Source organism: Mycobacterium sp. NGS45 (assembly GCF_059812645.1).
The window spans coordinates 59,273-82,333 of the sequence record NZ_JCALDB010000022.1 but is presented as its reverse complement, the minus strand read 5'-3'; the positions used below and the strand labels follow the sequence as shown (position 1 = coordinate 82,333).

Sequence of the window (23,061 nt, the reverse complement as noted above, 5' to 3'; positions counted from 1 at the left end):
GCGGGCGGGCAGGCGCCCAGGCACCGGCCGAAGGGGGCGGCTGTTCAGCCCCGCTGGATGGCTGCGACGATGGCCTTCTTGTCCACCTTGCCCACCGCGGTGGTGGGCAGCGACGGCATCGCCACCACCAGGTCCGGACGGGTGTGCGCGGACACGCCGCGACCGTCCAGGTAGCTGTGCAGTTCGGCCAGCGACACCTCGCCGCCGCGGAACACGATTGCCGCGCAGATCTTTTCACCCAGATACTCGTCGGGCAGTGCCACCGCGGCCGCCGACCAGATGCCCGGATGGGTCATCAGATGCTCTTCCAGGTCCAGCGCGGAGACGGTTTCACCACCGCGGTGGATGACGTCCTTGACCCGCCCGGTGACCTCCAGGTAACCGGCCAGCGCGCCGGTGGCATGGCGGCGCACCTTGTCCCCGGAACGGTAGAAACCGTCGTCGGAGAACGACCGTGCATTGATCGCCTCGGCGTTGAAGTACCCGTTGATGGTGTACGGCCCGCGCACCAGCAGCTCGCCCTCCTCGCCGGGCGCCACCTCGACCCCGTGCTCATCGACGATCCGGACCTCGTCGGCCTCCGACAGCGGCCGGCCCTGCGTGTGCTCGAGCACCTCGACCGGGTCGTCGAGTCGGGTGTAGTTCAGCAGTCCCTCGGCCATGCCGAACACCTGCTGCAGTCGCGTGCCCGGCAGCGCGGCACGCACCGCGGCGGCATCCTCGGCCGACAGCTTGGCGCCACCGACCTGCAGCAGCCGCAGCGACGTGGGCAGCACCGGCTCCCAGTCGCAGGCCTGCGCCCACAGCTTGGCCAGGGCCGGCACCAGCGCGGTGGCGGTCACGCCCTCGGCCGCGATGGTCGCGAACGCCGACTCCGGGCTGGGATCGGTGATCATCACGGTGGCTGCCCCCACGCTGATGGCGCCGAGCAGCCCCGGACAGGCCAGCGGGAAGTTGTGCGCGACCGGCAGCGTCGCGGCGTACACGTCGGCGCTGCTGAATCTGCACAGCGCTGCGCTCGCGGTCGCGTTGTAGACATAGTCGTCGTGGGTGCGCGGTATCAGCTTGGGGAAGCCCGTGGTGCCGCCGGACACCAGCAGCAACGCCGGGTTCGACGGGTCCGGCAGGTGTGCGGTCGCCGGCGCGCCGGCGAAGGCCTCCAGGTCTGCCAACGCCACCCCGACATCGCCGGGATCTCCGTCGACGATCACGTGCCGCAGACCCGGGTGGGTCCGGCGCACCTCGGCGGCCATCTCGCGGTAGTCGAAGCCGCCCGCCTGGTCGGCGATGATCAGTGCGACGGCATCGCTGACCTCGACGAAGTGCCGCAACTCGGCGGCCCGATGCCCCGGCAGGCACATCACCGGCAGCGCCCCGACGCGCAATAGACCGAAGAAGGCCACGGCAAACCCGGTGCTGTTGGGCAGCTGCAGCAGCACCCGGTCGCCCGGCCGGATCCCGATCTGCTGCAGTGCGGCGGCCACCCGTTCGGCGGCCGCGTCGAGTTCGCCGAAGTCCAGCCGACGCCCGGTCGGTGCCGCATCGATGACCGCCGCGGCCCGCGGCGACGACGTCGCTGCCGCCCGCAGCAGCCGATCCACCGGGGTACCGCGCCACAACCCGGCGGCTCGGTAACGCTCTCCGCGCTCGGCCGGGAAGGGCACAAAACCTTGCAGGTCAGCCGGGGTCGAGTCGGTATTCGCCATCGCTGATATGCCTCATTTCGGCGGCTCGGGGGAGACGACTTGGAGTTCGCGGCAATAGGGTAGCCTGCCAGAAGTTAGGACAGCCTTTCTAAAGATTGGGGAGTCGAACCTTGAGTGGCGCGCGGGCTGGTCATTCCACCGTGCACGAGGAGGTCGCAGACCTGCTGGGCGTGCCGGCGGCGCAGCTGGCTCCCGACGCCGACCTGATCGGCCAAGGCCTGGACTCGATCCGGATGATGTCGCTGTCCGGACGCTGGCGCAAACGCGGCGCAGCCGTCGACTTCGCGACGTTGGCCGCCAACCCCACCATCGCGGCCTGGCAGGCGCTGCTCGACGACCTGGAGTCCACCGCCGACTCCAACGGTGCTGCGGTCGCAGCCGCGCCAGATGCGCCCACCGATGCCGAGGCGCCGTTCCCGCTGGCCCCGATGCAGCACGCAATGTGGGTGGGCCGCAACGACAATCAAGAGCTCGGCGGCGTCGCCGGGCACCTCTACGTCGAATTCGACGGCGCCGGAGTCGATCCCGACGCGCTGTCCGCAGCTGCGGTCGCACTCTCGGCGCGCCATCCGATGCTGCGGGTGGAGTTCGGACCGGACGGCACCCAACGCATCGGGGAACGCCAACTCGCGGTCACCGTGCAGGACCTGCGTGATCTCGACGAGGCGGGCGTCGAGCAGCAGCTGGCCCAGACGCGTCACGCCAAATCGCATCAGCGCCTTGACGATCGGGTGCTGGAGCTGACCTTGACGCTGCTGCCCGCAGGGCGCACCCGGCTGCACGTCGACCTGGACATGCAGGCCGCCGACGCGGTCAGCTACCGCGCCCTGATGACCGATCTGGCCCGGCTCTACCGTGGCGAGCCGCTGGATCCGCTGCGCTACACCTACCGCGAGTACCGCGATCAACTCAGCGCTATGCAGGCCGAGCGGTCCGACGAAGCGGCCCGGCAATGGTGGACCGACCGGATCCCGGAGCTACCGGACCCGCCGTCGCTGCCGCTGGTGCCCCGCCATCAGCAGAGTGACCCGCGGCAAACCACACGCCGCTGGCACTGGCTGGACCGCGAGGCCCGCGACCAGCTCTACGGCGCGGCTCGGCAACGCGGCGTCACTCCGGCGATGGCGATCGCCGCGTCGTTCGCCGGCACCCTGCGCCGGTGGTCAAGTTCGCCGCGGTTCCTGCTGAACCTGCCGATGTTCGGCCGCGAACCCTTCCACGACGACGTTGAACGCCTGGTCGGTGACTTCACGTCGTCGCTGCTGCTCGACGTCGATCTGACCGACGCCGCCACCCCCGCGGCCCGCGCCGCATCGGTGCAGGACACCCTGCACGCCGCGGCCGCGCACGCCGACTACTCGGGGCTGGACGTGCTGCGCGACCTCGGCCGGCACCGCGGCGCCCCGGTGCTGGCGCCCGTGGTGTTCACCAGCGCCATCGGATTGGGCGAATTGTTCTCTCCGGCAGTGCTGGACGCCTTCGGCAAGCCGGCCTGGATCATCTCGCAAGGCCCGCAGGTGATGCTTGACGCGCAGGTCACCGAAGTCGACGGCGGTGTGCTGATCAACTGGGATGTGCGCGAACAAGCCTTCCGGCCCGGCGTCATCGACGCGATGTTCGCCCACCATGTCGCCGAACTGTCCCGGCTGGCCGCCGATCCTGCGGCCTGGGAGCACGACGACCCGCCGGCGCTGCCCGAGCCGCAGCGCCAACTGCGCGCCCAGATCAACAGCGTCACCGCGGAATGCAGCCGAGATTGCCTGCACGACGGGTTCTTCCGGCGCGCCGAGAGTCAGCCTGACGCCCCCGCGCTGCATTCCTCGCTGGGCCGGCTCAGCTACCGGCAGCTGCGTGATCAGGCACTGGCGATCTCGGCCACCCTGCGCAGTCGCGGCGTTGGTCCGGGCGACGTCGTCGCGGTGCTGGGACCCAAAGGCGCCGAACAGATTCCGGCGCTGCTGGGCATCCACGCCAGCGGTGCGGCCTACCTGCCGGTCGGTGTCGATCAACCGGCCGAACGGTTGCACACGATTCTGACCACCGCGGGCGTGCATTCGGCGTTGCACTGCGGGCCGCTGACCGCGGACGTGCCGGTGCCGTGCAGCACGGTCGCGGACGCGATCGCGCAGGGCCGTGCCGCGGCCGCCGACCTGGCTCCCATCTCGATCGACCCGGACGGCCTGGCCTACGTGCTGTTCACCTCCGGCTCCACCGGCACCCCCAAAGGCGTCGAGTTGAGCCACGCCGCGGCGATGAACACCGTCGAATTCCTCAACCAGCACTTCGAGATCGGCGCCCGGGATGTGTGCTTGGCGCTGTGCCACCTGGAGTGCGACCTGTCGGTCCTGGAGATCTTCGGCATGCTGCGGGCCGGCGGTGTCATCGTGATGGTCGACGAACAGGACCGCCGCAACCCGGACCGTTGGGCGTCCCTGATCGAAACCCACGAAGTCACGGTGCTGCACTGGATTCCGGGCTGGGTGGAAATGCTGGCCGCGGTCGGCGCGCACCTGCACGGGCAGCCGCTGGCCACGGTACGTGCGGTGGCCACCGGCGGTGACCGGGTGCGCCCGGATCTGGTCCGCGCGTTCCGCCGGATGGCGCCCGGCGTCCGCTTCGCCGGACTGGGCGGCGCGACCGAGACCGCCATCCACGCCACCATCTGCGAACCCGACGAGCTGCCCGAACACTGGGCCACCGTGCCGTACGGAAAACCGTTCCCCAACAACCAATGCCGCGTGGTCGCAACCGACGGTGCGGATTGCCCGGACTGGGTCCCCGGCGAACTGTGGGTCGCCGGCGGCATCGCCCGCGGGTACCGGGGCCGACCCGACCTGACCGCCGAGCGGTTCGTCGAACACGACGGCCGCACCTGGTACCGGACCGGTGATCTGCTGCGGTATCTGCCCGACGGGGAACTGGAGTTCGTCGGCCGCGCCGATCACCGGGTCAAGATCAGCGGGTACCGCATCGAACTCGGTGAGGTCGAGGCCGCACTGACCCGGATCGCCGGCGTGGACGCCGCGGTGGCCACCGTGCTGCCGGCCGCCGGCGAACGGCACGAACAGTTGGTCGCGGCCCTCAGCCTCACCGACCGCAGTCTGACCGTGCCGGAGTTGACCCGGGCGATGGCCGAACTCGTTCCGGCGCACATGGTTCCCACCCACCTGATGGTGCTCGACGAGATTCCGTTCACCATGGGCGGCAAGGTCGACCGGACCCGCATCACCGCAGAGTTGGCGGCCGCGGTCGCCGAGCGCGGTGATCAGACCTCGACCTACCAGGCGCCGCGCCACGTCGTGGAACGCGCGCTGTGCCACATCGTGGCCGACATCCTCGACACCGCTGACCCGGTCGGGGTGTTCGACGACTTCTTCTCGCTCGGTGGGGATTCGGTGCTGGCCACCGAAGCCGTGGCCAGGATCCGGGAGTTCCTGGACTCGCCGAACCTGATGGTCGCCGACATGTTCGCCACCCGCAACGTCGCCGACCTCGCGGAGTTGCTGATCGGTCGCGAAGGCGGCAGCGACCGACTGGACCTGGTCGCCGAGGTCTACTTGGAGATCGCCGGCATGGATGGCGACCAAGTGCTCGGCGAACTGGCCGCGCTGACCGATCTCACCGAAGAGCCCCGGACATCATGAGTGCCCAATTCGCCCCCTGGATCAAGCACTTTCCCGCGACCGGCACCGGCCCCGGAGCGGGCAGTGCCGCAGTGCTGTTCCCACACGCCGGGGGAGCGGCGCAGGCTTACCGGAAGATGGCGAAAGCGCTGGCGGAAAACGGAACCGACGCGTTCATCCTGCAGTATCCGCAGCGCGCCGACCGGTTGACGCATCCGCCGGCCGACACGGTGGACGAACTGGCCGGGCAACTGTTCGAGGCCGGCAGCTGGGGCAACACCGCACCGCTGCAGCTGTTCGGGCACTGCATGGGCGCCACCGTGGCCTTCGAGTTCGCCCGGATCGCCGAACGCAACGGCATCCCGGTCGAGCAGTTGTGGGCCTCGGCCGGGCAGGCGCCCTGCACGGTCGCCGAATCACCGCCGCTGCCCACCAGCGACGCCGGCGTGCTGGCCGACATGGTGGACCTCGGTGGCACCGATCCGCGGCTGCTCGACGACGAAGACTTCGTCGAACTGCTGATGATGGCGGTCAAAGCCGACTACCGGGCGCTGGACGGCTACTCGTGTGCCCCCGACGTCCGGATCGGCGCCAACATCCACGCGCTCGGCGGACGTGACGACCACCGGGTCTCGGCCGCCGAGTTGCTGGCCTGGCAGGCGCACACCGCAGCGGACTTCCGGCACACCGAATTCGACGGTGGCCACTTCTATCTCGACAAACACCTGGACCGCGTGGTCGAACTGGTGAGCCAGAATGGCGGCTGACCGGTACCGCACCGACGCCGACGACCCCGTCGTCGTCGGCATGGCACTGGAGGCGCCGGGCGGGATCACCGACGCCGCCGGGTTCTGGGAACTGCTGTGCGACCAGCGCGAAGCGCTCGGACCGTTCCCCACCGATCGGGGCTGGGACCTGCCGGACCTGTTCGCCGGGTCCCGACGCGACGGTTTCAAGCCAATGCACGACATCGGCGGATTCCTCACCGACGCAGCGGTGTTCGACCCGGAGTTCTTCGGCATCTCACCGCGTGAGGCCACCGCGATGGACCCGCAGCAGCGGGTCGCGCTGCGCCTGGCCTGGCGGGCCTGCGAGAACGCCGGCATCAATCCGGACGACCTGGCCGGCCACGACGTCGGCTGCTACATCGGTGCCTCCACGCTGGAGTACGGCCCACCGATGTCGACCTATTCGGCGCACAGCGGTCACCTGATCACCGGCACCTCGCTGGGCGTGATCTCGGGCCGGATCGCCTACACCATGGATCTGGCCGGCCCGGCGTTGACCATCGACACCTCATGCTCGTCGGCGCTGGCCGCGCTGCACACCGCGGTGACCGCGCTCGCCGCCGGTGACTGCGATTTGGCGCTGACCGGTGGGGTCTGCGTGATGGGCAGCCCCGGATACTTCGTCGAATTCTCGCGTCAGCACGCCCTTTCCGACGACGGTCACTGCCGGCCGTACAGTGCGCACGCCTCCGGCACGGTGTGGGCCGAAGGTGCGGCCATGTTCCTGCTGACCCGTCGATCCCGGGCGGTGGCCGAGCGGCTGCCGATCCTGGCCGAGGTGCTGGCCAGTGCGCTGAACTCGGACGGTCGCAGCACCGGGCTGACCGCGCCCAGCGGTGCCGCGCAGCAACGGGTGTTCCGGCGGGCACTGGACCGCGCCCGGCTGCAGCCCGGCCAGGTCGGCATGATCGAAGGGCACGGCACCGCCACCCGCCTCGGGGACCGCACCGAACTTCGTGCACTGCACCAGATCTACGGCGCCGGAGCGCCCGGCGACGGCCCGCTGCTGGGTTCGGTGAAATCCAACCTGGGGCACACCCAGTCCGCGGCCGGCGCGCTCGGACTGGCCAAGGTTTTGGTTTCGGCTGCGCACGCAGCCGTGCCGCCGACTCTGCACGCCGATCAGCGCAGTACCGAGATCGACTGGGGCGCTTCCGGACTGCGACTGGCCGACAAACTCACTCGGTGGCCGGCGGTCGACGGCCGGCGGATCGGGGCGGTCTCGGCGTTCGGCATGAGCGGCACCAACACCCACGTCATCGTTGCGGTGCCCGAGCTCGCGGAGGTGAGCTGATGGCCGGCCCCACCCGCCGGCTGCCCGACGGCCGGACCCCGGTGCTGCTCAGTGCGCACGCCGAAGACCTGATCCGCGCCGACGCCCGCGCGCTGGCCGACTATCTGGACCGGACGCCGGCCGCGACCGTCGCGGGTGTGGCCGTCGCGCTGCTACGGACCCGGCGAGTACGCCGCTACCGCAGGGTGATTCGCGCGGCCGACCGCGCCGAGCTGATTTCGGCGCTGCGCGCGATCACCGCCGGTGATGAACACCCACTGGTGGCTGACGCCTCGACCGGCGTCCGGCCGGCGCTGGCGTTCGTGTTCCCTGGCCAGGGCGGACAGGCGGCTGGCATGGGTGCTGCGGCCTACCATGCCGCAACCAGCTACCAGCACACCGTTTCACGGTGCGCCGCGGGATTTCCGGGCGGCGGCGCGGGACCGCTGCGCTACCTGCTCGAGCCGGCGGGCAACGGCGCCGAACCGTTCACCGAACTCGACATCGAAGCCGCCCAGTTCCTGCACGCGGTCGGCCTGGCCGAACTGTGGCGCAGCTGCGGCGTACTGCCGGATCTGGCGGTCGGGCACAGCCTCGGGGAGGTGGCCGCGGCCTACGTCGCCGGTGCCATCACCCTCAACGACGCGGTCACGGTGGTGTCGGCCCGCGCCGGTGTCGTCGACCGACTGCCCGGCAGCTACGCGGTGGCCGCGCTCGGGATCACCGCGGAGGAGGCCCGGGAACTGATCGACGGGATCGACGGCTGGGTGGAGCTGTCGGTGATCAACGCACCGACGTCGGTCGCGGTGTCCGGTGACCGCGCTGCGGTACATGCCGCGGTGGAACGGGTGCGCGAGCGCGGCGGTTTCGGCCGCGAGATCACGGTCGGATTCCCGGTGCACACCTCGATCCTGGAGCCGTTGCGCGACGACTTGCGGGCGCAGTTGGCAGACCGTGAGTTCAATGACACCGCAGTGCGATTCGTGAGTTCGGTGACCGGTGAGGTGGTGCCGCCCGGCACGCGGTTCCAGGACTACTGGTACGCCAACCTGCGCCAACTGGTGCGTTTCGACCGCGCGCTGGCGGCCACCGCGACGCTGGGCGCGCAGACCTTCGCCGAGATGTCGACACACCCGGCGCTGCTCTACTCCGCCAGTGAGGTGCTTGCCGAGGGCCCCGGCCCGGATCCGGTTGCACTGGTCGGCACCGGGCATCGGGACGCCGCGTTCACCGACGCCGCGGCGGCCAACATCGCCGCCATCGCACTGACCGATCCCGGCTACCCGTGGGCCGAGTTGGTTGACCAAGACGTGCCGCGGCTGCGCGATGTCCCGCCGGCGCCGATGCGGGCCGTGCATATGTGGGCGCATCCGGAGCCGCTGCCGGCCCCGCCGACGGTTATCGTGGCCACCGAGCAGTGGGTCCAAACCCCGATCAGCACACCGGATTCGGTCGCGGTGGCGCTGCGGGCCGCCGGACCGTCCCGGCTGGCCGAGTCGCTGCGCGCGGCCCTGGACGGCCACCCCGCCGTCCGGTTGAGCACCGACGCCGACGCCGAGGCCGTGGTGTTGGTCGCCCCGGACCTGGCCGGCGATGACCCGGAGGCCGCCGCCGAGGCCGTGGCCGGCCTGCTCGACGACGGCTGGCTGGACTACGCCGGCCGGCTCGGGGCCGGTTGTCGCCGAGTGTGTTTGGTCACCGTGGGCGCCGAACAGGCCGGCCGCGCCGACCCGACGCCGCAGCCCGGCCCGGCCGCGCTGGCCGCGATACACCGCAGCGTCGGTTTCGAACTTCCCGACGTGGAGTTCAGCCACGTCGACCTCGACCCGGCCGGCCTCGACGCCGACCCCGCCACGGTGGTCAGCGCCGTGCTGCAGACCGACGGCAGCGCAGCGGTGCGCGTCGACGAGGACCGAACGGTGTTGCTGCACCGCCGGTTCCACGAACGGCCGGCGGGCACCCCGCAGCGGCCCGCGCCGAGCCTGGACGAGGTGGTGATCACCGGCGGCAACGGTAGCGTCGGGTTGCACTTCGCCCGGCACCTCGCGGCCCGCGGGGCCCGCCGGATCGTGCTGTTGAGCCGGACCGGGACGACCGGCCGGCGCTGGGACGACCACCCGGGCACCGAGGTGGTGTCGGTGCGCTGCGACGTCACCGACGCACGGGCCGTCGCGGCCGCGGCCGCCGAGCGCGCCGGCGCCGGCGCCACCCTGCTGATCCACGCGGCCGGGGCGGCCAGCTTCGGCGCCGCGGCCGAGTTGGATGCCGCGGCCGTGCGGAACTGCTGTGCCGCCAAGGTCAGCGGCCTGACCCGCACCGTGGCGGCCTGGCCGCTGCGCCCGGACGCGCGAATTCTGGTGTGCTCCTCGGTCTCCGGTCTGTGGGGCGGTCGCGGGCACGCCGCGTATGCGGCCGCCAACCGAATCGTCGACGTGGCCGCCGCCCAGATCCGGGCCGGCGGCCGGGACTGCACGGCGCTGCGCTGGGGGCTGTGGCCGGCCGGCGACGGTGGAGCCGGGATCGTCGACGACGCCGAAGCGGCCAACATCACCCGCTCGGGGCTGCTGCCGATGCCGGTTGCGGCCGCCGTCGACACCGGCCTGCTCGACGGTCACCAGGACCCGTTGGTGTACACCGCCGATCAACGGCGACTGCGGCTGTTCGCCGGCGAGCTGGCCGCCGCACCCGATCCGCGGCCAGACCAGCGTGCCGGCGCCGCAACCGCCGCCGCTGAACCCGGCAATCCGGCCGACACCAGCGAAACATTCCGTACCCAACTCGCCGCGGTGCTGGGGGCCACCGCGGACATCGAGCTCGACGAATCGCTGTTCGACCTGGGCGTCGATTCGTTGTTGGCGGTGGAGCTGCGCAAGCGGCTCAAACGCCAGCTCGGCCGCACCGTGCCGCTGGCCACCCTGCTGGGTGGGGCCACCGGCAACGACATCATCTCCGAACTCGATCGACAGAAAGTCAGCAACTCCAGATGACCGAGACCAAGACCCTGGACCAGGCCTCCGACGCGCTGGGCCAGGCCCGCCGAGAGTTGTTGCGGCGCAAACTGCTCGAGCGCGGTCTGACCGCCGCCGCCGACGACGCCGAGGCCGGCCCGGAACTGTCCGACGGGCAGCGGCGGATGTGGTTCGTGCAGCAGGCCGATCCCAGCGGGTCACTGCTCAACATCTGTGTGTCCTACCGGATCACCGGGGCCGTCGACGTGACGCGGCTGCACGAGGCCGTCAGCGCCGTCGCCGCGCGGCACGAAGCGCTGCGCACCACCTACCGCGCCGACCAGAACGGCGAACCGCACCGCAGCGTGCACGACACGCTCGAACCGGGGTGGGCCGTGCACGATCTGACCGACCTCGCCGACGGTCCACGGCAGCTGCGGCTGGAAGTGTTGGCCCAGCGCGAGTTCGCCACCCCGTTCGACCTGGCCACCGATTCGCCGCTGCGGATCACGGTGATCCGCACCGCGCCCACCGAAGTGGTGCTGCTGCTGGTCGCCCACCACATCGCCTGGGACGACGCCAGCTGGCGGGTGTTTTTCGACGACCTGACCGCCGCCTACACCGGTGCCCCGTTGGGGCCGCCGACCCGGCCCACCGCGGTCACCGTCAGCGCCGCCGAACTCGACACCGACCTTGCCTACTGGCGCTCGGTGCTGGCCGATCCGCCCGAGCCGCTGGAGTTGCCCGGCGCCACCGGCTCGGCCGTCCCGACCAACTTCCGTTCGGCGCTGGCCGAGGTGCGGCTGAGCGCCGAAACCACCGCTCGGGTAGTCGAATTGGCCAAACAGACCGCCACCACGCCGTACATGGTGCTGCTGGCGGCCTTCGGCGCGCTGATCTACCGCTACACCCACACCGACGACTTCCTGGTCGCCACCCCGGTGCTGAACCGGCCGGGTGCCGCCGACGGTGCCGACCCGATCGGCTACTACGGCAACACCGTCGCGATGCGGCTGCGGCCGCAGGGCGCGACCAGCTTCCGCGAATTGCTGACCCAGACCCGGGAGACCGCGGTGGGCGCGTTCGCGCACCAGCGGATCAACCTCGACGCCGTGGTGCGCGCGATCAACCCGGACCGCCGGCACGGCGCCGAACGCATGACCCGGATCAGCTTCGGGTTCCGCGAACCCGACGGCGGCGGCTTCTGCCCACCCGGAATCAGCTGCCGCCGAGCCGAACTGCGCGGACACATCAACCAGCTGCCACTGAGCTTCATGGTGGAGTTCGGCGAGACCGGCGCGCTGGTGGAGGCCGAGCATCTGGTCGAGATCCTGGAACCCGAGTTGGCCGATCAGCTGCTGCGGCACTACGTGGTGCTGCTGGAGTCCGCACTGGCCGCCCCGGACACCCCGTGCAGCAGGCTGGATCTGATCGACCCGGCCGGTGCGCAGTGGCTGCAGCAGGTGTCAGCCGGTGAGAAGTTCGACACCGCACCGGCCACGCTGACCGCGCTGATCGAAGCGCAGGTCGCACGCACCCCGCAGGCGACCGCGATCGTCTACGAGGGCCGGCACTACAGCTACGCCGAGATCAACGCATCGGCAAACCAGTTGGCGCACTGGCTGATCGCACAGGGCATCGGCGCCGAGGACCGGGTCGCGGTGCTGCTGGACAAATCACCGGAACTGATCATCACCGCACTCGGGGTGATCAAGTCCGGCGCGGTGTACCTGCCGGTGGACCCCACCTACCCCGAGGACCGGATGACCTTCATCCTCGGCGACTGCGACGCCAAGCTGATCGTGCGGGAACCGATCACCGACCTGGACGGCTACCGCGACGACAACCCGAGCACCGCCGACCTGGTGGCACCGGTCGGGCCGAACAACACCGCGTACCTGATCTATACCTCGGGTACCACCGGAACCCCCAAGGGTGTGCCGGTTCCGCACCGCCCGATCGCCGAGTACTTCGTCTGGTTCCAGGGCGACTATCAGGTCGACGCCGGCGACCGGATGCTGCAGGTCGCCTCGCCGAGCTTCGACATCTCGATGGCCGAGGTGTTCGGCGTGCTGGCTTGCGGTGCGCGGCTGGTCATCCCGAAACCCGGCGGCCTGACCGACATCGGGTATCTGACCGATCTGCTGCGCAACGAGGGCATCACGGCCATGCACTTCGTGCCGTCGCTGCTCGGCTTGTTCCTGGCGCTGCCCGGGGTGAACCAGTGGCGCACCCTGCAGCGGGTGCCGATCGGCGGAGAACCGCTGCCCGGCGAGGTCGCCGACAAGTTCCGCGCCACCTTCGATGCGTTGCTGCACAACTTCTACGGGCCCACCGAAACCGTGGTGAACGCCAGCCGGTACAAGGTGGAGGGCCGCCAGGGCACCCGGATCGTGCCGATCGGCACCCCGAAGATCAACACCACCATGCATCTGCTCGACGATGCGCTGCAGCCGGTTCCGGTGGGCGTGATCGGCGAGATCTACATCGGCGGAACACATGTCGCGCACGGCTATCACCGCCGGCCCGGGCTGACCGCAGAACGGTTCGTCGCCGACCCGTTCAACCCCGGCCAACGGATGTACCGCTCCGGTGACCTGGCCCGTCGCAACGCCGACGGTGACATCGAATTCGTCGGCCGGGCCGATGAGCAGGTCAAGATCCGCGGCTTCCGGATCGAACTCGGCGACGTCGCCTCGGCGATCTCGGTGGACCCCAGCGTCGGCCAGGCCGTGGTGGTGGTCGCCGACCTGCACAACCTGGGCAAGAGCCTGGTCGGGTACCTCACCCCGGTGGCCGGTCACAGCACCGACTCGGTCGAGGTGGAACGCATCAAAGCCCGGGTGGCAGCAGCACTTCCGGAGTACATGGTGCCGGCCGGCTACGTGGTGCTCGACGAGATCCCGATCAACGCGCACGGCAAGATCGACCGCCGCGCGCTGCCTGAACCCGAGATCGAATCCCGCCGGCCCTACCGCGCGCCCGGCACCGACAGCGAACGTAAGCTGGCCGGCCTGTTCGCCGAACTGCTCGGCCGCGAGGTCGACGAAATCGGGGCCGACGACTCGTTCTTCGAACTCGGCGGGCATTCGCTGCTGGCCACCAAGCTGGTGGCCGGGGTGCGGTCGGCGTTCAACGTCGAGCTCGGGGTGCGGGAAGTCTTCGAACTGCCGACCCTGGCCGATCTGGCCGACTTCCTGGACGGCCCGGCCGCCCGCCCGGCGCGCCCGGCGTTGGTCCCGGTCTGGCAGGGCGACGGGGTGCGCGAACCGGCTCCGCTGTCCTCGGCGCAGCTGCGCAGCTGGTTCACCTACCGGGTGGACGGGCCCAGCGCGGTCAACAACATCCCATTCGCCGCCGAACTGCACGGCCCGTGCGATCTGGACGCCGCGCTGGCCGCGATCGACGACGTCGTCACCCGGCACGAGATCCTGCGCACCACCTACCGCGAAATCGACGGTGTGCCACACCAAATCGTGCACGCACCGGCGCCGCTGCCGGTGCGGCGGCTGCACGGCGACGGTGCGGACTGGGTACGCGCCGAACTGGACCGCGAGCGGTTGCAGATCCTGGACCTGGAAGCCGACTGGCCGATCCGGGTCGCGGCGCTGCAAACCCCGGACATGAACGTGCTGTCGCTGGTGGTGCACCACATCGCCGGTGACCACTGGTCGGCCGGGGTGCTGTTCACCGACCTGGCCACCGCCTACCGGGCCCGCCGGCGCGGGCAGGCCCCGGACTGGGCTCCGCTGCCGGTGCAGTACGCCGACTTCGCGGCCTGGCACACCGCACTGCTCGACGACGCCGCCGGCGTGGCCGGCCCGCAACGTGAATACTGGCAGACCCAACTGGCCGGGGTGCCCGCCGAAACCGGTCTGCGCCCGGACCATCCGCGGCCGCCGGTGCTGTCCGGGGAAGCACAATCGGTCGAGTTCACCGTCGATCCGGAACTGCGCGACAGGCTCACCGAACTGGCCCGCGACCTCGGGGTCACCGAGTTCATGCTGCTGCAGAGTGCGGTCGCGGTGACCCTGCACAAGGCCGGCAGCGGCACCGACGTGCCGATCGGCACGCCGGTGGCCGGGCGGACCGTCGCCGAATTGGACCAGCTGGTCGGCTTTTTCATCAACATCCTGACCTTGCGCAACGACCTGAGCGGCAACCCGACGCTGCGTGAGGTGCTGCTGCGCGGCCGGGAAACCGCGCTGGGCGCCTACGCCAACCAGGATCTGCCGTTCGACCAGGTGGTCGACGCGGTCAGCCCGGTGCGGTCGCTGTCCCGCAACCCGCTGTTCCAGGTGGTGGTGCACGTCCGCGACGAGCTGCCGACCGCTCAGGTGATCGACTCCACCCCGGACGGTGAGACCACGTTCACCGCGCTGGAACCCACATTCGACGCCGCACACGCCGACCTGTCGCTGAACTTCTTCGCCGGCGACGCCGGTTACCGCGGGCATGTCATCTACCGCACCGAGCTGTACGACACCGCCACTGCGCAGCGGTTCGTCGGCTGGCTGCAGCGGGTGCTGGAGGCGTTGGCAGCCGACCCGGAGCAGCGGCTGCGCGACGTCGACATCGCCGCCCCGCAGGAGCGGCAGAGCATCCAGGTCTGGAGCGCCGGTCAGGTGCAGGTGCTGGGCGAGGATCTGGCGCCGGTGCCGGTCGGCGTGGTCGGCGAGGTCTATATCGCCGGCGGCCCGTTGGCCGCCGCCCGGGTGCCCGGGCCGGCCGCCAACGCGACCCGGCTGGTGGCCAATCCGGCTGCCGGACAGCCCGGTTCGCGGATGTTCCGAACCGGTCAGCAGGCCCGCTGGGAAGCCGACGGCGAACTGCTGGTGCTGACCGACCTGGCCGGCACTGCGGCTGCGGCCGCCCCGGCGCGCGCCGACGGGCCGACCGTCCTGGAAGCGCCGGCCACCGAAACCGAGCGGGTGCTGGTCGAGATTCTGACCGTGGTGTTGGCCGAGGTGCTCGAGGAACCCGAGATCGGACGCCACCACGACTTCTTCGAACTCGGCGGCGACAGCATCCTGGCCGTCCAGGTGGCCGCCCGGGCCCGCGACGCCGGCCTGAAACTGAAGGCGCGCATGGTGTTCGAGCATCCGGTGCTGTCCGAACTGGCAGCCGCGGTGGATGCGGCCCGCGATCAGGACGACGCCGGCGAAGCCGCCGACGCCGAGCACGCCCCGATGTCGGTGTCGGGTCTGTCCGCCGACGAACTGGCCGACCTGACGGCGTCCTGGGAGCCGGACGGAGGTCTTGGGTGACCTCGACGGCACAGCGGACCGGCGCGCAGACCGCGAAGCCGGCGATCGAGGACGTGTTGGCGCTCAGCCCGTTGCAGCAGGGCCTGTTCTCGATGGCCACCCTGGCCGGCGCGGCCGCGCCGGACGGCTCCGGAGAGTCCGCGCCCGACCCGTACGTGATCGCGATGGCCGCCGACGTCACCGGTGCGCTCGACGTCGAGTTGCTACGCCGGTGCGCTGACGCGCTGTTCGTGCGGCACCCCAACCTGCGGGCCAGCTTCGTGCACGGCAACCTCAGCCGTCCGGTGCAGGTGATCCCGAGTCAGGTCGACGTGCCGTGGCGCATCGTCACGGCCCGCCCGGAGGACCTCGCCGACGTGGTGGCCGCCGAACGGCGCCGCCGCTTCGACGTGTCCCGCGGTCCGCTGGTGCGTTTCCTGCTGGTCGAAACCGCGTCGAACAACTGGCATTTGGTGGTGCTGGCCCATCACCTGGTGATCGACGGCTGGTCGTTGCCGCTGTTCATCACCGAGCTGCTGGCGCTGTACCGCACCGGGGGGGACGTCTCGGCGCTGCCGCCGGCGCCGCGGCCGTACCGCGACTACATCGGCTGGTTGGGCGCCCGCGACACCGAGGTCACCCGAGCGTTGTGGCGACAGCACCTGGCCGACATCGACGGACCCACCCTGCTGACCCCGGCGCTGGCCGCCGCGGCGCCGGCACCGGGACTGCCGCGCACCACCGAACTGCGACTGCCCGCGGATCGCACCACAGCGCTGGCCGAGGCGGCCCGCGGCTATGGCGTCACGCTCAATGCCATCGTCCAATTCGCCTGGGCCACCATCCTTTCCGCGCTCACCGACCGCGGCGACGTGGTGTTCGGCGTGACCGTGTCCGGGCGGCCCGAGCAGCTCTCCGGCGTGGAAACCATGATCGGGCTGTTCGTCAACACCGTCCCGTTGCGGGTTCGGCTGCAGCCGGCTGCCGGTGTCGGTGAGCAGTGCATCGGGCTGCAGCGCAGCGCGGCCGAACTGCGCGAGCACAGCTACCTCGGCCACGCCGAACTGCGTGCGCTGGCCGGCGTCGGCGAGCTGTTCGACACCCTGCTGGTCTACGAGAACTTCCCGCCCGGCGGACTGGTCGGCAGCACCGGATTCGAGGCCGGCGGTGCCACGTTCATTCCGTCGGCCCTGGAGAGCCTGTCGCACTTCCCGGTCACCATCGCCGCGCACCTGACCGGCGGGGAACTGACCGTGCTGGTCGAGGTGCTCGACGGCGCGCTGGGCCAGATGACACCCGAGGACCTCGGTCAGCGAGTGCTCGAGATGTCCCAACGCATCATCGCCGGCTGGGAGCGCCCGCTGCGTGACCTCTCGGTGCTGTTGCCGGGCGAACAAGACACCGCACCCGCAGGTGAAACCGCCCGGACCACAACCGATGTCAGCATCACCGCCCAGCTGCGGCAGGTGGCGCAGAAAGTCCCCGACGCGCCGGCCCTGAGTTGGGACGGCGGGCAGTTCAGCTACCGCGAACTCGTCGCCGAGGTCGACGCGTTGGCGGCCCGGCTGCACCACCGCGGTGTGCGCACCGAATCCCCGGTGGCCATCTGCTTGCCGCGCGGCCCGCAGTACGTACTCGCCATGCTGGCGGTGCTGGAAGCCGGCGGCCTGATCGTGCCGTTGGATCCCGAACTTCCAGCCGAACGCATCGAGGACATCTGCGCGCAGGTCGCGGCCGCGCACGGTCCACCGCTGGTCATCGACCAGACCCTGCTCGACACACCGGAATCAGCTGTGGGGCCGCAGCATTCGATGCCAGACCGCCATCCCGGGCAGGCGGCCTACGCGGTGTTCACCTCCGGCACCACCGGCCGGCCCAAGGGGGTGCTGGGCACGCATCAGGCGGTGCTGGCCTACGCAGCCGACCACATCGATCGCGTGCTGCGCCCGGCCCAGCAGCGATTGGGTCGTCCGCTGCGGGTGGCGCACGCCTGGTCGTTCACGTTCGACGCGGCCTGGCAGCCGTTGGCGGCGCTGCTCGACGGGCACTGCGTGCACATCATCGGCGACGACGTGCAACGCGACGCCGAAGCGCTGGTGGCCACCATCGACCGGTTCCAGATCGACCTGATCGACACCACGCCGTCGATGTTCACCCAGCTCTACCACGCCGGCCTGCTCACCGAGGTGCCGTTGCCGGTACTCGCCATGGGTGGGGAAGCGGTGAAATCCTCCACCTGGCAACGGATCCGGGAACACTGCGCGGCGACCGGAATGTCTGCGTTCAACTGCTACGGGCCCACCGAAACCACGGTGGAAGCCGTGGTGGCGGCCCTGACCGACCACCACAGCCCGTCGATCGGCAGCCCGACCGCCGGCACCGAGGCGCTGGTGCTGGACTCCTGGCTGCGCCCGGTACCCGACGGTGCGGCCGGCGAGCTGTACCTGGCCGGTGCCCAGCTGACCCGCGGCTACCTGGGCCGGCCGGGGGAGACCGCGGCCCGGTTCGTCGCGCACCCGCACCGGCCGGGGCACCGGATGTACCGCACCGGAGACGTGGTGCGCCGCCGCGCCGACGGCGGATTCGAGTTCCTGGGCCGCTCCGACGATCAGGTCAAGGTGCGCGGCTTCCGGGTGGAGCCGGGCGAGATCGCCGCCACGCTGAGCACCCATGCCGGTGTGCGCGGCGCGCACGTGCTGGTGCAGCGCACGCCGCGCGGGCCGCGGCTGGTGGCCTACGCCGCGGTGGGTGCCGAGGCCGCCCCGCAGATCGCCGAGCTGCGGGAATGGTTGATGGCCAAGCTGCCCCGCTACCTGGTGCCGCATCACATCGTGGTGCTGCCCGAACTGCCACTGACCGGGCACGGCAAGATCGACGAAAACGCGCTGGCGGCAACCACGGTCGACGCCATGCCGGCAGTCACCGCGCAGACCCCGACCGAAGCCGAACTGGCCCTACTGCTGGCCGAAGTGCTGGCCCTGCCCGACGCCGACGCGGTCGACGTGTCCGCCGACTTCCTCGAACTCGGCCTGGACAGCATCGTCGCGCTGTCGTTCGTGCAGTTGGCCCGCCGCCGCGGCATGCCGATGCGGGCCCGGCTGCTGCGGGACTGCCTGACCATCCGGGACCTGGCCGCCGTCATCGACGGCGAAGCCGAGCCACACCCGGCAGGGGCCGCCGAGGCCGGTGAGCGCGGCCCGATTCCGGTGCTGGCCAACGTGCATTGGCTCTACGAGTGGGGTCAGGCGCGGCGGCTGGCGCAGACCGAAGCGATCCGGCTGCCCGACGGCGCCACCGCCGAGGGGCTGCAAGCCATGCTGGACGCGCTGGTCGCCGGGCATGAGGTGCTGCGCTGCCGGCTGGACCGCGCCAGCATGACGCTGGTGCCCGACGCACCACCGGTGCACCTGGCCCAGGTCGACATCGGCGATCACGACCTGAACGCCGCCGTCGTGCAACACACCGCCGCGGCGGTGGAAAGCCTGGACCCGGAAGCGGGTCGGCTGCTGGCCGCGACCTGGCTGCGGACCGGCACCGGATCCGGGGTGCTGGTGCTGACCGCGCATGTGCTGGCTCTGGACCCGGCGTCCTGGCGGATCGCGCTCGGTGAACTCGACGCCTCCTGGCACGCCCTGGCCGCCGGCCGGGAACCCGCCGCGGTGCGCGAGGACACCGACTACCGCAGCTGGTCGGCCGCACTGCACCAGCGTGCGAAATCCCTGGACACGGTGGACTTCTGGGCCGGGCAACTGCGTGGCCCGGACCCCGCGTTGGGTGCCCGGCGCATCGACCGGGACCGCGACCGGGCCGCCGATCTGGTGCTGAGCTTCTGCACCGCGGACGCCGCGTTGACCGCGCGGCTGCTGACCGCCGGCACACCGGTGACCGACCGGCTCGCGATCGCGGCCGCCCGGATGGTCACCGCATGGCGGGCTCGACGCGGCCAGGACACCCCAACCCCGTTGCTGGCGTTGGAAACTCACGGCCGCGCTGACGCACTGGTGGCCGGCGGCGACACCGGTGACACGCTGGGCTTGTTCAGCGCCATCTACCCGCTGCGGGTCGACCCGGCCGCGCAGCAGCTTCCGATCGATCCGCTCACCGGCATCGACTACCCGCTGCTGCGTTACCTGCGCGACGACACCAAGGAGCGGTTGCGCGTCCACCCCGAACCGCAACTGTTGTTGAACTACCTGGGCCGGATCCATTCCGGCGCCGGTGCCGGCGCGCTGCTGCCCGAGCGCATGCTGCTGCTCGGGGTGTCCGCCATGCCGGAGCCGGATTTGGCTGTGCGCCACGAGATCACGTTGGCCGCGGCGGTGGTCGACGGGCCCGATGGCCGGCCTGCGCTGGCCACCCAATGGCGCACCCTGCCGACCATCCTGACCGCCGAGGACGTCGAGACGCTGCAAGAGCTGTGGCTGGATGCACTCCGGGAGGTGACGCAATGACCGCGACGCTGGCCGTGCTGGGCGCCGGGCCGAAGGCTGTCGCAGTGGCCGCCAAGGCCGCCGAACTGCAGCAGATGGGCATCGACGTGCCCGACGTCGTCGTCGTGGAACGCTCCGGGGTGGCCGCCAACTGGACCTCGGTCGGCGGCTGGACCGACGGTGAGCACCGGCTGGGCACCAGCCCGGAGAAGGACATCGGCTTCCCGTACCGGTCGGCGACCGCGCCGCGGCGCAACGCCGAACTCGACGCCCGGATGACCCGGCACAGCTGGCAGTCGTTCCTGATCACCACCGGCGGGTTCGCCCAGTGGATCGATCGCGGCCGGCCGGCTCCCACCCACCGGCAGTGGGCGCAGTACCTGAACTGGGTGGGCGACAACGTCGGGATGCGGGTGCTGCGCGGCGAGGTGGACCGGATTGCAGTGGCCGGCTCCCGCTGGGAACTGCAGACCCGGGAAACCACGGTGCGTGCCGACGGCCTGATGATCACCGGCCCGGGTCAGTCCGAGCGCTCGATCCTGCCCGGCAACCCGCGGGTCTTGTCCATCGCCCAGTTCTGGCATCGGGCCGCCGAACACGAACGCATCGCCGCCGAACGGGTCGCGGTGATCGGCGGCGGCGAAACCGCTGCGGCCATGCTCAATGAGCTGTTCCACCACCGGGTTTCGACGGTTACGGTGATCTCGCCGCAGGTCACGCTGTTCACCCGGGGTGAGGGGTTCTTCGAGAACGCGCTGTTCTCCGACCCCACCGACTGGCAGTCGCTGACCCCGGCCGAGCGGCGCGACGCGATGGCCCGAACCGACCGCGGCGTGTTCTCCGCGCGCGTGCAGGAGGCGCTGCTGGCCGACGACCGGATCCGGCACCTGCGCGGCCGGGTCGCACACGCCGTCGGCCGGGACGGCAAGATCCGGCTCACGTTGTCGACCAACCGCGGCGGCGAGCACGTCGAAACCGTGCACGGTTTCGACCTGGTGATCGACGGCTCCGGCGCCGACGCGATGTGGTTCACCGAACTGTTCTCCCAGGACGCGCTGGACCTGATCGAACTGAGTCTGGGTGGCCCGCTCAGCGGTGACGCGTTGGCCGAAGCCATCGGCTTCGACTTGGCGGTCACCGGGTTGGCGCCGAAGTTGTTCTTGCCCAACCTGTCCTGGCTCAACCAGGGCCCGGGCTTCCCCAACCTGAGCTGTCTGGGTCTGCTGTCCGACCGGGTGCTGGGCGCGGCCCTGGTCGACGGCGACACTGCCGACCCGCACGGCTCACACACCACGACCACGAGGAGTATCGATGAGCACCAACCCCTTCGATGACGAGAACGGCACCTTTGCGGTGCTGGTCAACGACGAGGAGCAGCACAGTCTGTGGCCGACGTTCGCCGAGGTGCCCGCGGGGTGGCGCACGGTGTTCGGGCCGGCCGGGCGTGCCGACTGCCTGCAGTACGTGGAGCAGAACTGGCCCGACATCCGGCCGCGCAGCCTGCGTGACGCGCTGGCCTGACCCGCATCGGGCTCAGCCCATGTCGAACACCCGCGCGTGCAGCACGGTGCGGTTGCGCAACGCCGCGCGCACCGCGCGGTGCAGCCCGTCCTCGAGGTAGACGATGCCGCGCCAGCGCACCGCGTGCGGGAACAGGTCACCGTAGAACGTGGAGTCCTCGGAGAGCAGCCGATCCAACGCCAGCACCGACGTCGTCGTGACCAGTTCGTCGAGCCGGATCTGGCGGGGCGGGATCTGCGACCAATCCCGGTAGGTCAGGCCGTGGTCGGGATACGGTTTACCGTCTCGGACACCCTTGAAGATCATCGACAGATCACTTTTCTGCGGCCCCCGCCCGACATGCGACACCCCAGAGGCTAATCGCCCACGTCGCGGCGCTCAACGAATTGTGTTCGCCCGCCGCGATGCGCAGCACCGGGTTCGCCGACCCGGACCGTAAAATGGTCGCCAGAAAGGAGGGGCCGGCACCCATGAGCAGCGCTGATGAGAGGCGGTTCGAGGTGTTGCGCGCCATCGTCGCCGACTTCGTCAACACCAAGGAACCCATCGGCTCCAAGACCCTGGTCGAACGGCACAACCTGGGGGTGTCCTCGGCCACCATCCGCAATGACATGGCGGTCCTGGAAGCCGAGGGCTACATCACCCAACCGCACACCAGCTCCGGGCGGGTTCCCACCGAGAAGGGCTACCGCGAGTTCGTCGACCGGATCGACGACCTCAAGCCGATGTCCGCCTCGGAGCGCCGCGCCATTCTGACGTTCCTGGAATCCGGCGTCGACCTCGACGACGTGCTGCGCCGCGCGGTGCGGCTGCTGGCACAACTGACCCGGCAGGTCGCCGTCGTGCAATACCCGACGCTGTCCTCGTCGACGGTGCGGCACCTGGAGGTGGTGGCGGTCTCGCCGGTGCGGCTGCTGCTGGTGGTGATCACCGATTCCGGCCGGGTGGACCAGCGCATCGTGGAACTCGGCCATCCGCTCGACGAGCACGAACTCGGTCAGCTGCGGGAATTGCTGGGCCAGGCCCTGGACGGCAAGAAACTGTCGGCCGCCTCGATCGCGGTGGCCGATCTGGCCGCCCAGATCGGCTCCGGTGCCACCAATGCGCTCTCCGATGCGGTCGGACGTTCGGCCACGGTGCTGCTGGAAACTTTGGTCGAGCACAGCGAAGAACGGCTGCTGATGGGCGGCACGGCCAACCTCACCCGCAACACCGCCGACTTCGGTGGATCGCTGCGTTCAGTGCTCGAGGCGCTCGAGGAACAGGTCGTGGTGCTCAAGCTGCTGGCCGCCCAGCAGGAGGCCGGCAAGGTGACGGTCCGCATCGGGCACGAGGCCGAGGTGGTCTCGGGGGCCGAGCAGATGGCCGGCACCTCAGTGGTGTCCACGACATACGGCACAATGGACACCGTCTACGGCGGCATGGGGGTGCTCGGACCGACCCGGATGGACTATCCGGGCACCATGTCCAGCGTCGCCGCGGTCGCGCTTTACATCAGCGAAGTCTTGGGTGCCCGCTAGCCCGCG

At 70.7% G+C, this 23,061-nt stretch carries 11 protein-coding genes; 9 read left to right on the top strand and 2 right to left on the bottom strand.

Annotation, left to right across the window (positions count from 1 at the left end; all coding sequences use genetic code 11):
• Positions 1–44 precede the first annotated feature (44 nt).
• A complete protein-coding gene (locus AC5Y3P_RS18595) occupies positions 45–1,706 on the bottom strand; it encodes a (2,3-dihydroxybenzoyl)adenylate synthase (protein WP_500047402.1) in 1,662 nt (553 codons plus the stop codon).
• Positions 1,707–1,816: 110 nt separating this feature from the next.
• Between AC5Y3P_RS18595 and AC5Y3P_RS18590 the strand changes: the two genes are divergently transcribed.
• From AC5Y3P_RS18590 to AC5Y3P_RS18555, 8 genes are read left to right on the top strand one after another with little or no spacing between them, the layout of a single operon-like run.
• Positions 1,817–5,350 carry a non-ribosomal peptide synthetase gene (locus AC5Y3P_RS18590; RefSeq protein ID WP_500047401.1) on the top strand — a complete coding sequence of 1,178 codons (3,534 nt, stop codon included), beginning with the start codon at positions 1,817–1,819 and terminating at the stop codon, positions 5,348–5,350.
• Positions 5,347–6,096 carry a thioesterase II family protein gene (locus AC5Y3P_RS18585; RefSeq protein ID WP_500047400.1) on the top strand — a complete coding sequence of 250 codons (750 nt, stop codon included), beginning with the start codon at positions 5,347–5,349 and terminating at the stop codon, positions 6,094–6,096. The genes AC5Y3P_RS18590 and AC5Y3P_RS18585 overlap by 4 nt, the downstream gene beginning before the upstream one ends.
• Positions 6,086–7,411, top strand: coding sequence for a beta-ketoacyl [acyl carrier protein] synthase domain-containing protein (locus tag AC5Y3P_RS18580; RefSeq protein WP_500047399.1), 1,326 nt, complete (start codon positions 6,086–6,088; stop codon positions 7,409–7,411). Before AC5Y3P_RS18585 ends, AC5Y3P_RS18580 begins: the two co-directional genes overlap by 11 nt.
• Entirely contained in the window at positions 7,411–10,377 is a 2,967-nt protein-coding gene (gene mbtD, locus AC5Y3P_RS18575; RefSeq protein WP_500047398.1) for a mycobactin polyketide synthase MbtD, read from the top strand. Before AC5Y3P_RS18580 ends, mbtD begins: the two co-directional genes overlap by 1 nt.
• Complete coding sequence (locus tag AC5Y3P_RS18570) at positions 10,374–15,605, top strand: amino acid adenylation domain-containing protein (RefSeq protein WP_500047397.1); 5,232 nt, start codon at positions 10,374–10,376, stop codon at positions 15,603–15,605. The genes mbtD and AC5Y3P_RS18570 overlap by 4 nt, the downstream gene beginning before the upstream one ends.
• Positions 15,602–20,035, top strand: coding sequence for an amino acid adenylation domain-containing protein (locus tag AC5Y3P_RS18565; protein WP_500047396.1), 4,434 nt, complete (start codon positions 15,602–15,604; stop codon positions 20,033–20,035). Before AC5Y3P_RS18570 ends, AC5Y3P_RS18565 begins: the two co-directional genes overlap by 4 nt.
• On the top strand, positions 20,032–21,348 hold the full coding sequence (gene mbtG / locus AC5Y3P_RS18560; protein ID WP_500047395.1) for an NADPH-dependent L-lysine N(6)-monooxygenase MbtG: 1,317 nt from the start codon (positions 20,032–20,034) through the stop codon (positions 21,346–21,348). Before AC5Y3P_RS18565 ends, mbtG begins: the two co-directional genes overlap by 4 nt.
• Entirely contained in the window at positions 21,326–21,535 is a 210-nt protein-coding gene (locus AC5Y3P_RS18555; protein WP_500047394.1) for an MbtH family protein, read from the top strand. Before mbtG ends, AC5Y3P_RS18555 begins: the two co-directional genes overlap by 23 nt.
• Before the next feature lie 12 nt (positions 21,536–21,547).
• Here the strand turns inward: AC5Y3P_RS18555 and AC5Y3P_RS18550 are convergent, their stop codons facing one another.
• Positions 21,548–21,841, bottom strand: a complete 294-nt coding sequence (locus AC5Y3P_RS18550; protein ID WP_500047393.1) for a type II toxin-antitoxin system VapB family antitoxin — start codon at positions 21,839–21,841, stop codon at positions 21,548–21,550.
• A 164-nt stretch (positions 21,842–22,005) separates the two neighbouring features.
• Here AC5Y3P_RS18550 and hrcA point away from each other — a divergent pair, with 164 nt between their 5' ends.
• Positions 22,006–23,055: a heat-inducible transcriptional repressor HrcA gene (hrcA, locus tag AC5Y3P_RS18545; RefSeq protein ID WP_500047392.1), complete on the top strand. Its 1,050-nt coding sequence runs from the start codon at positions 22,006–22,008 to the stop codon at positions 23,053–23,055.
• The last annotated feature ends 6 nt before the right edge of the window (positions 23,056–23,061 follow it).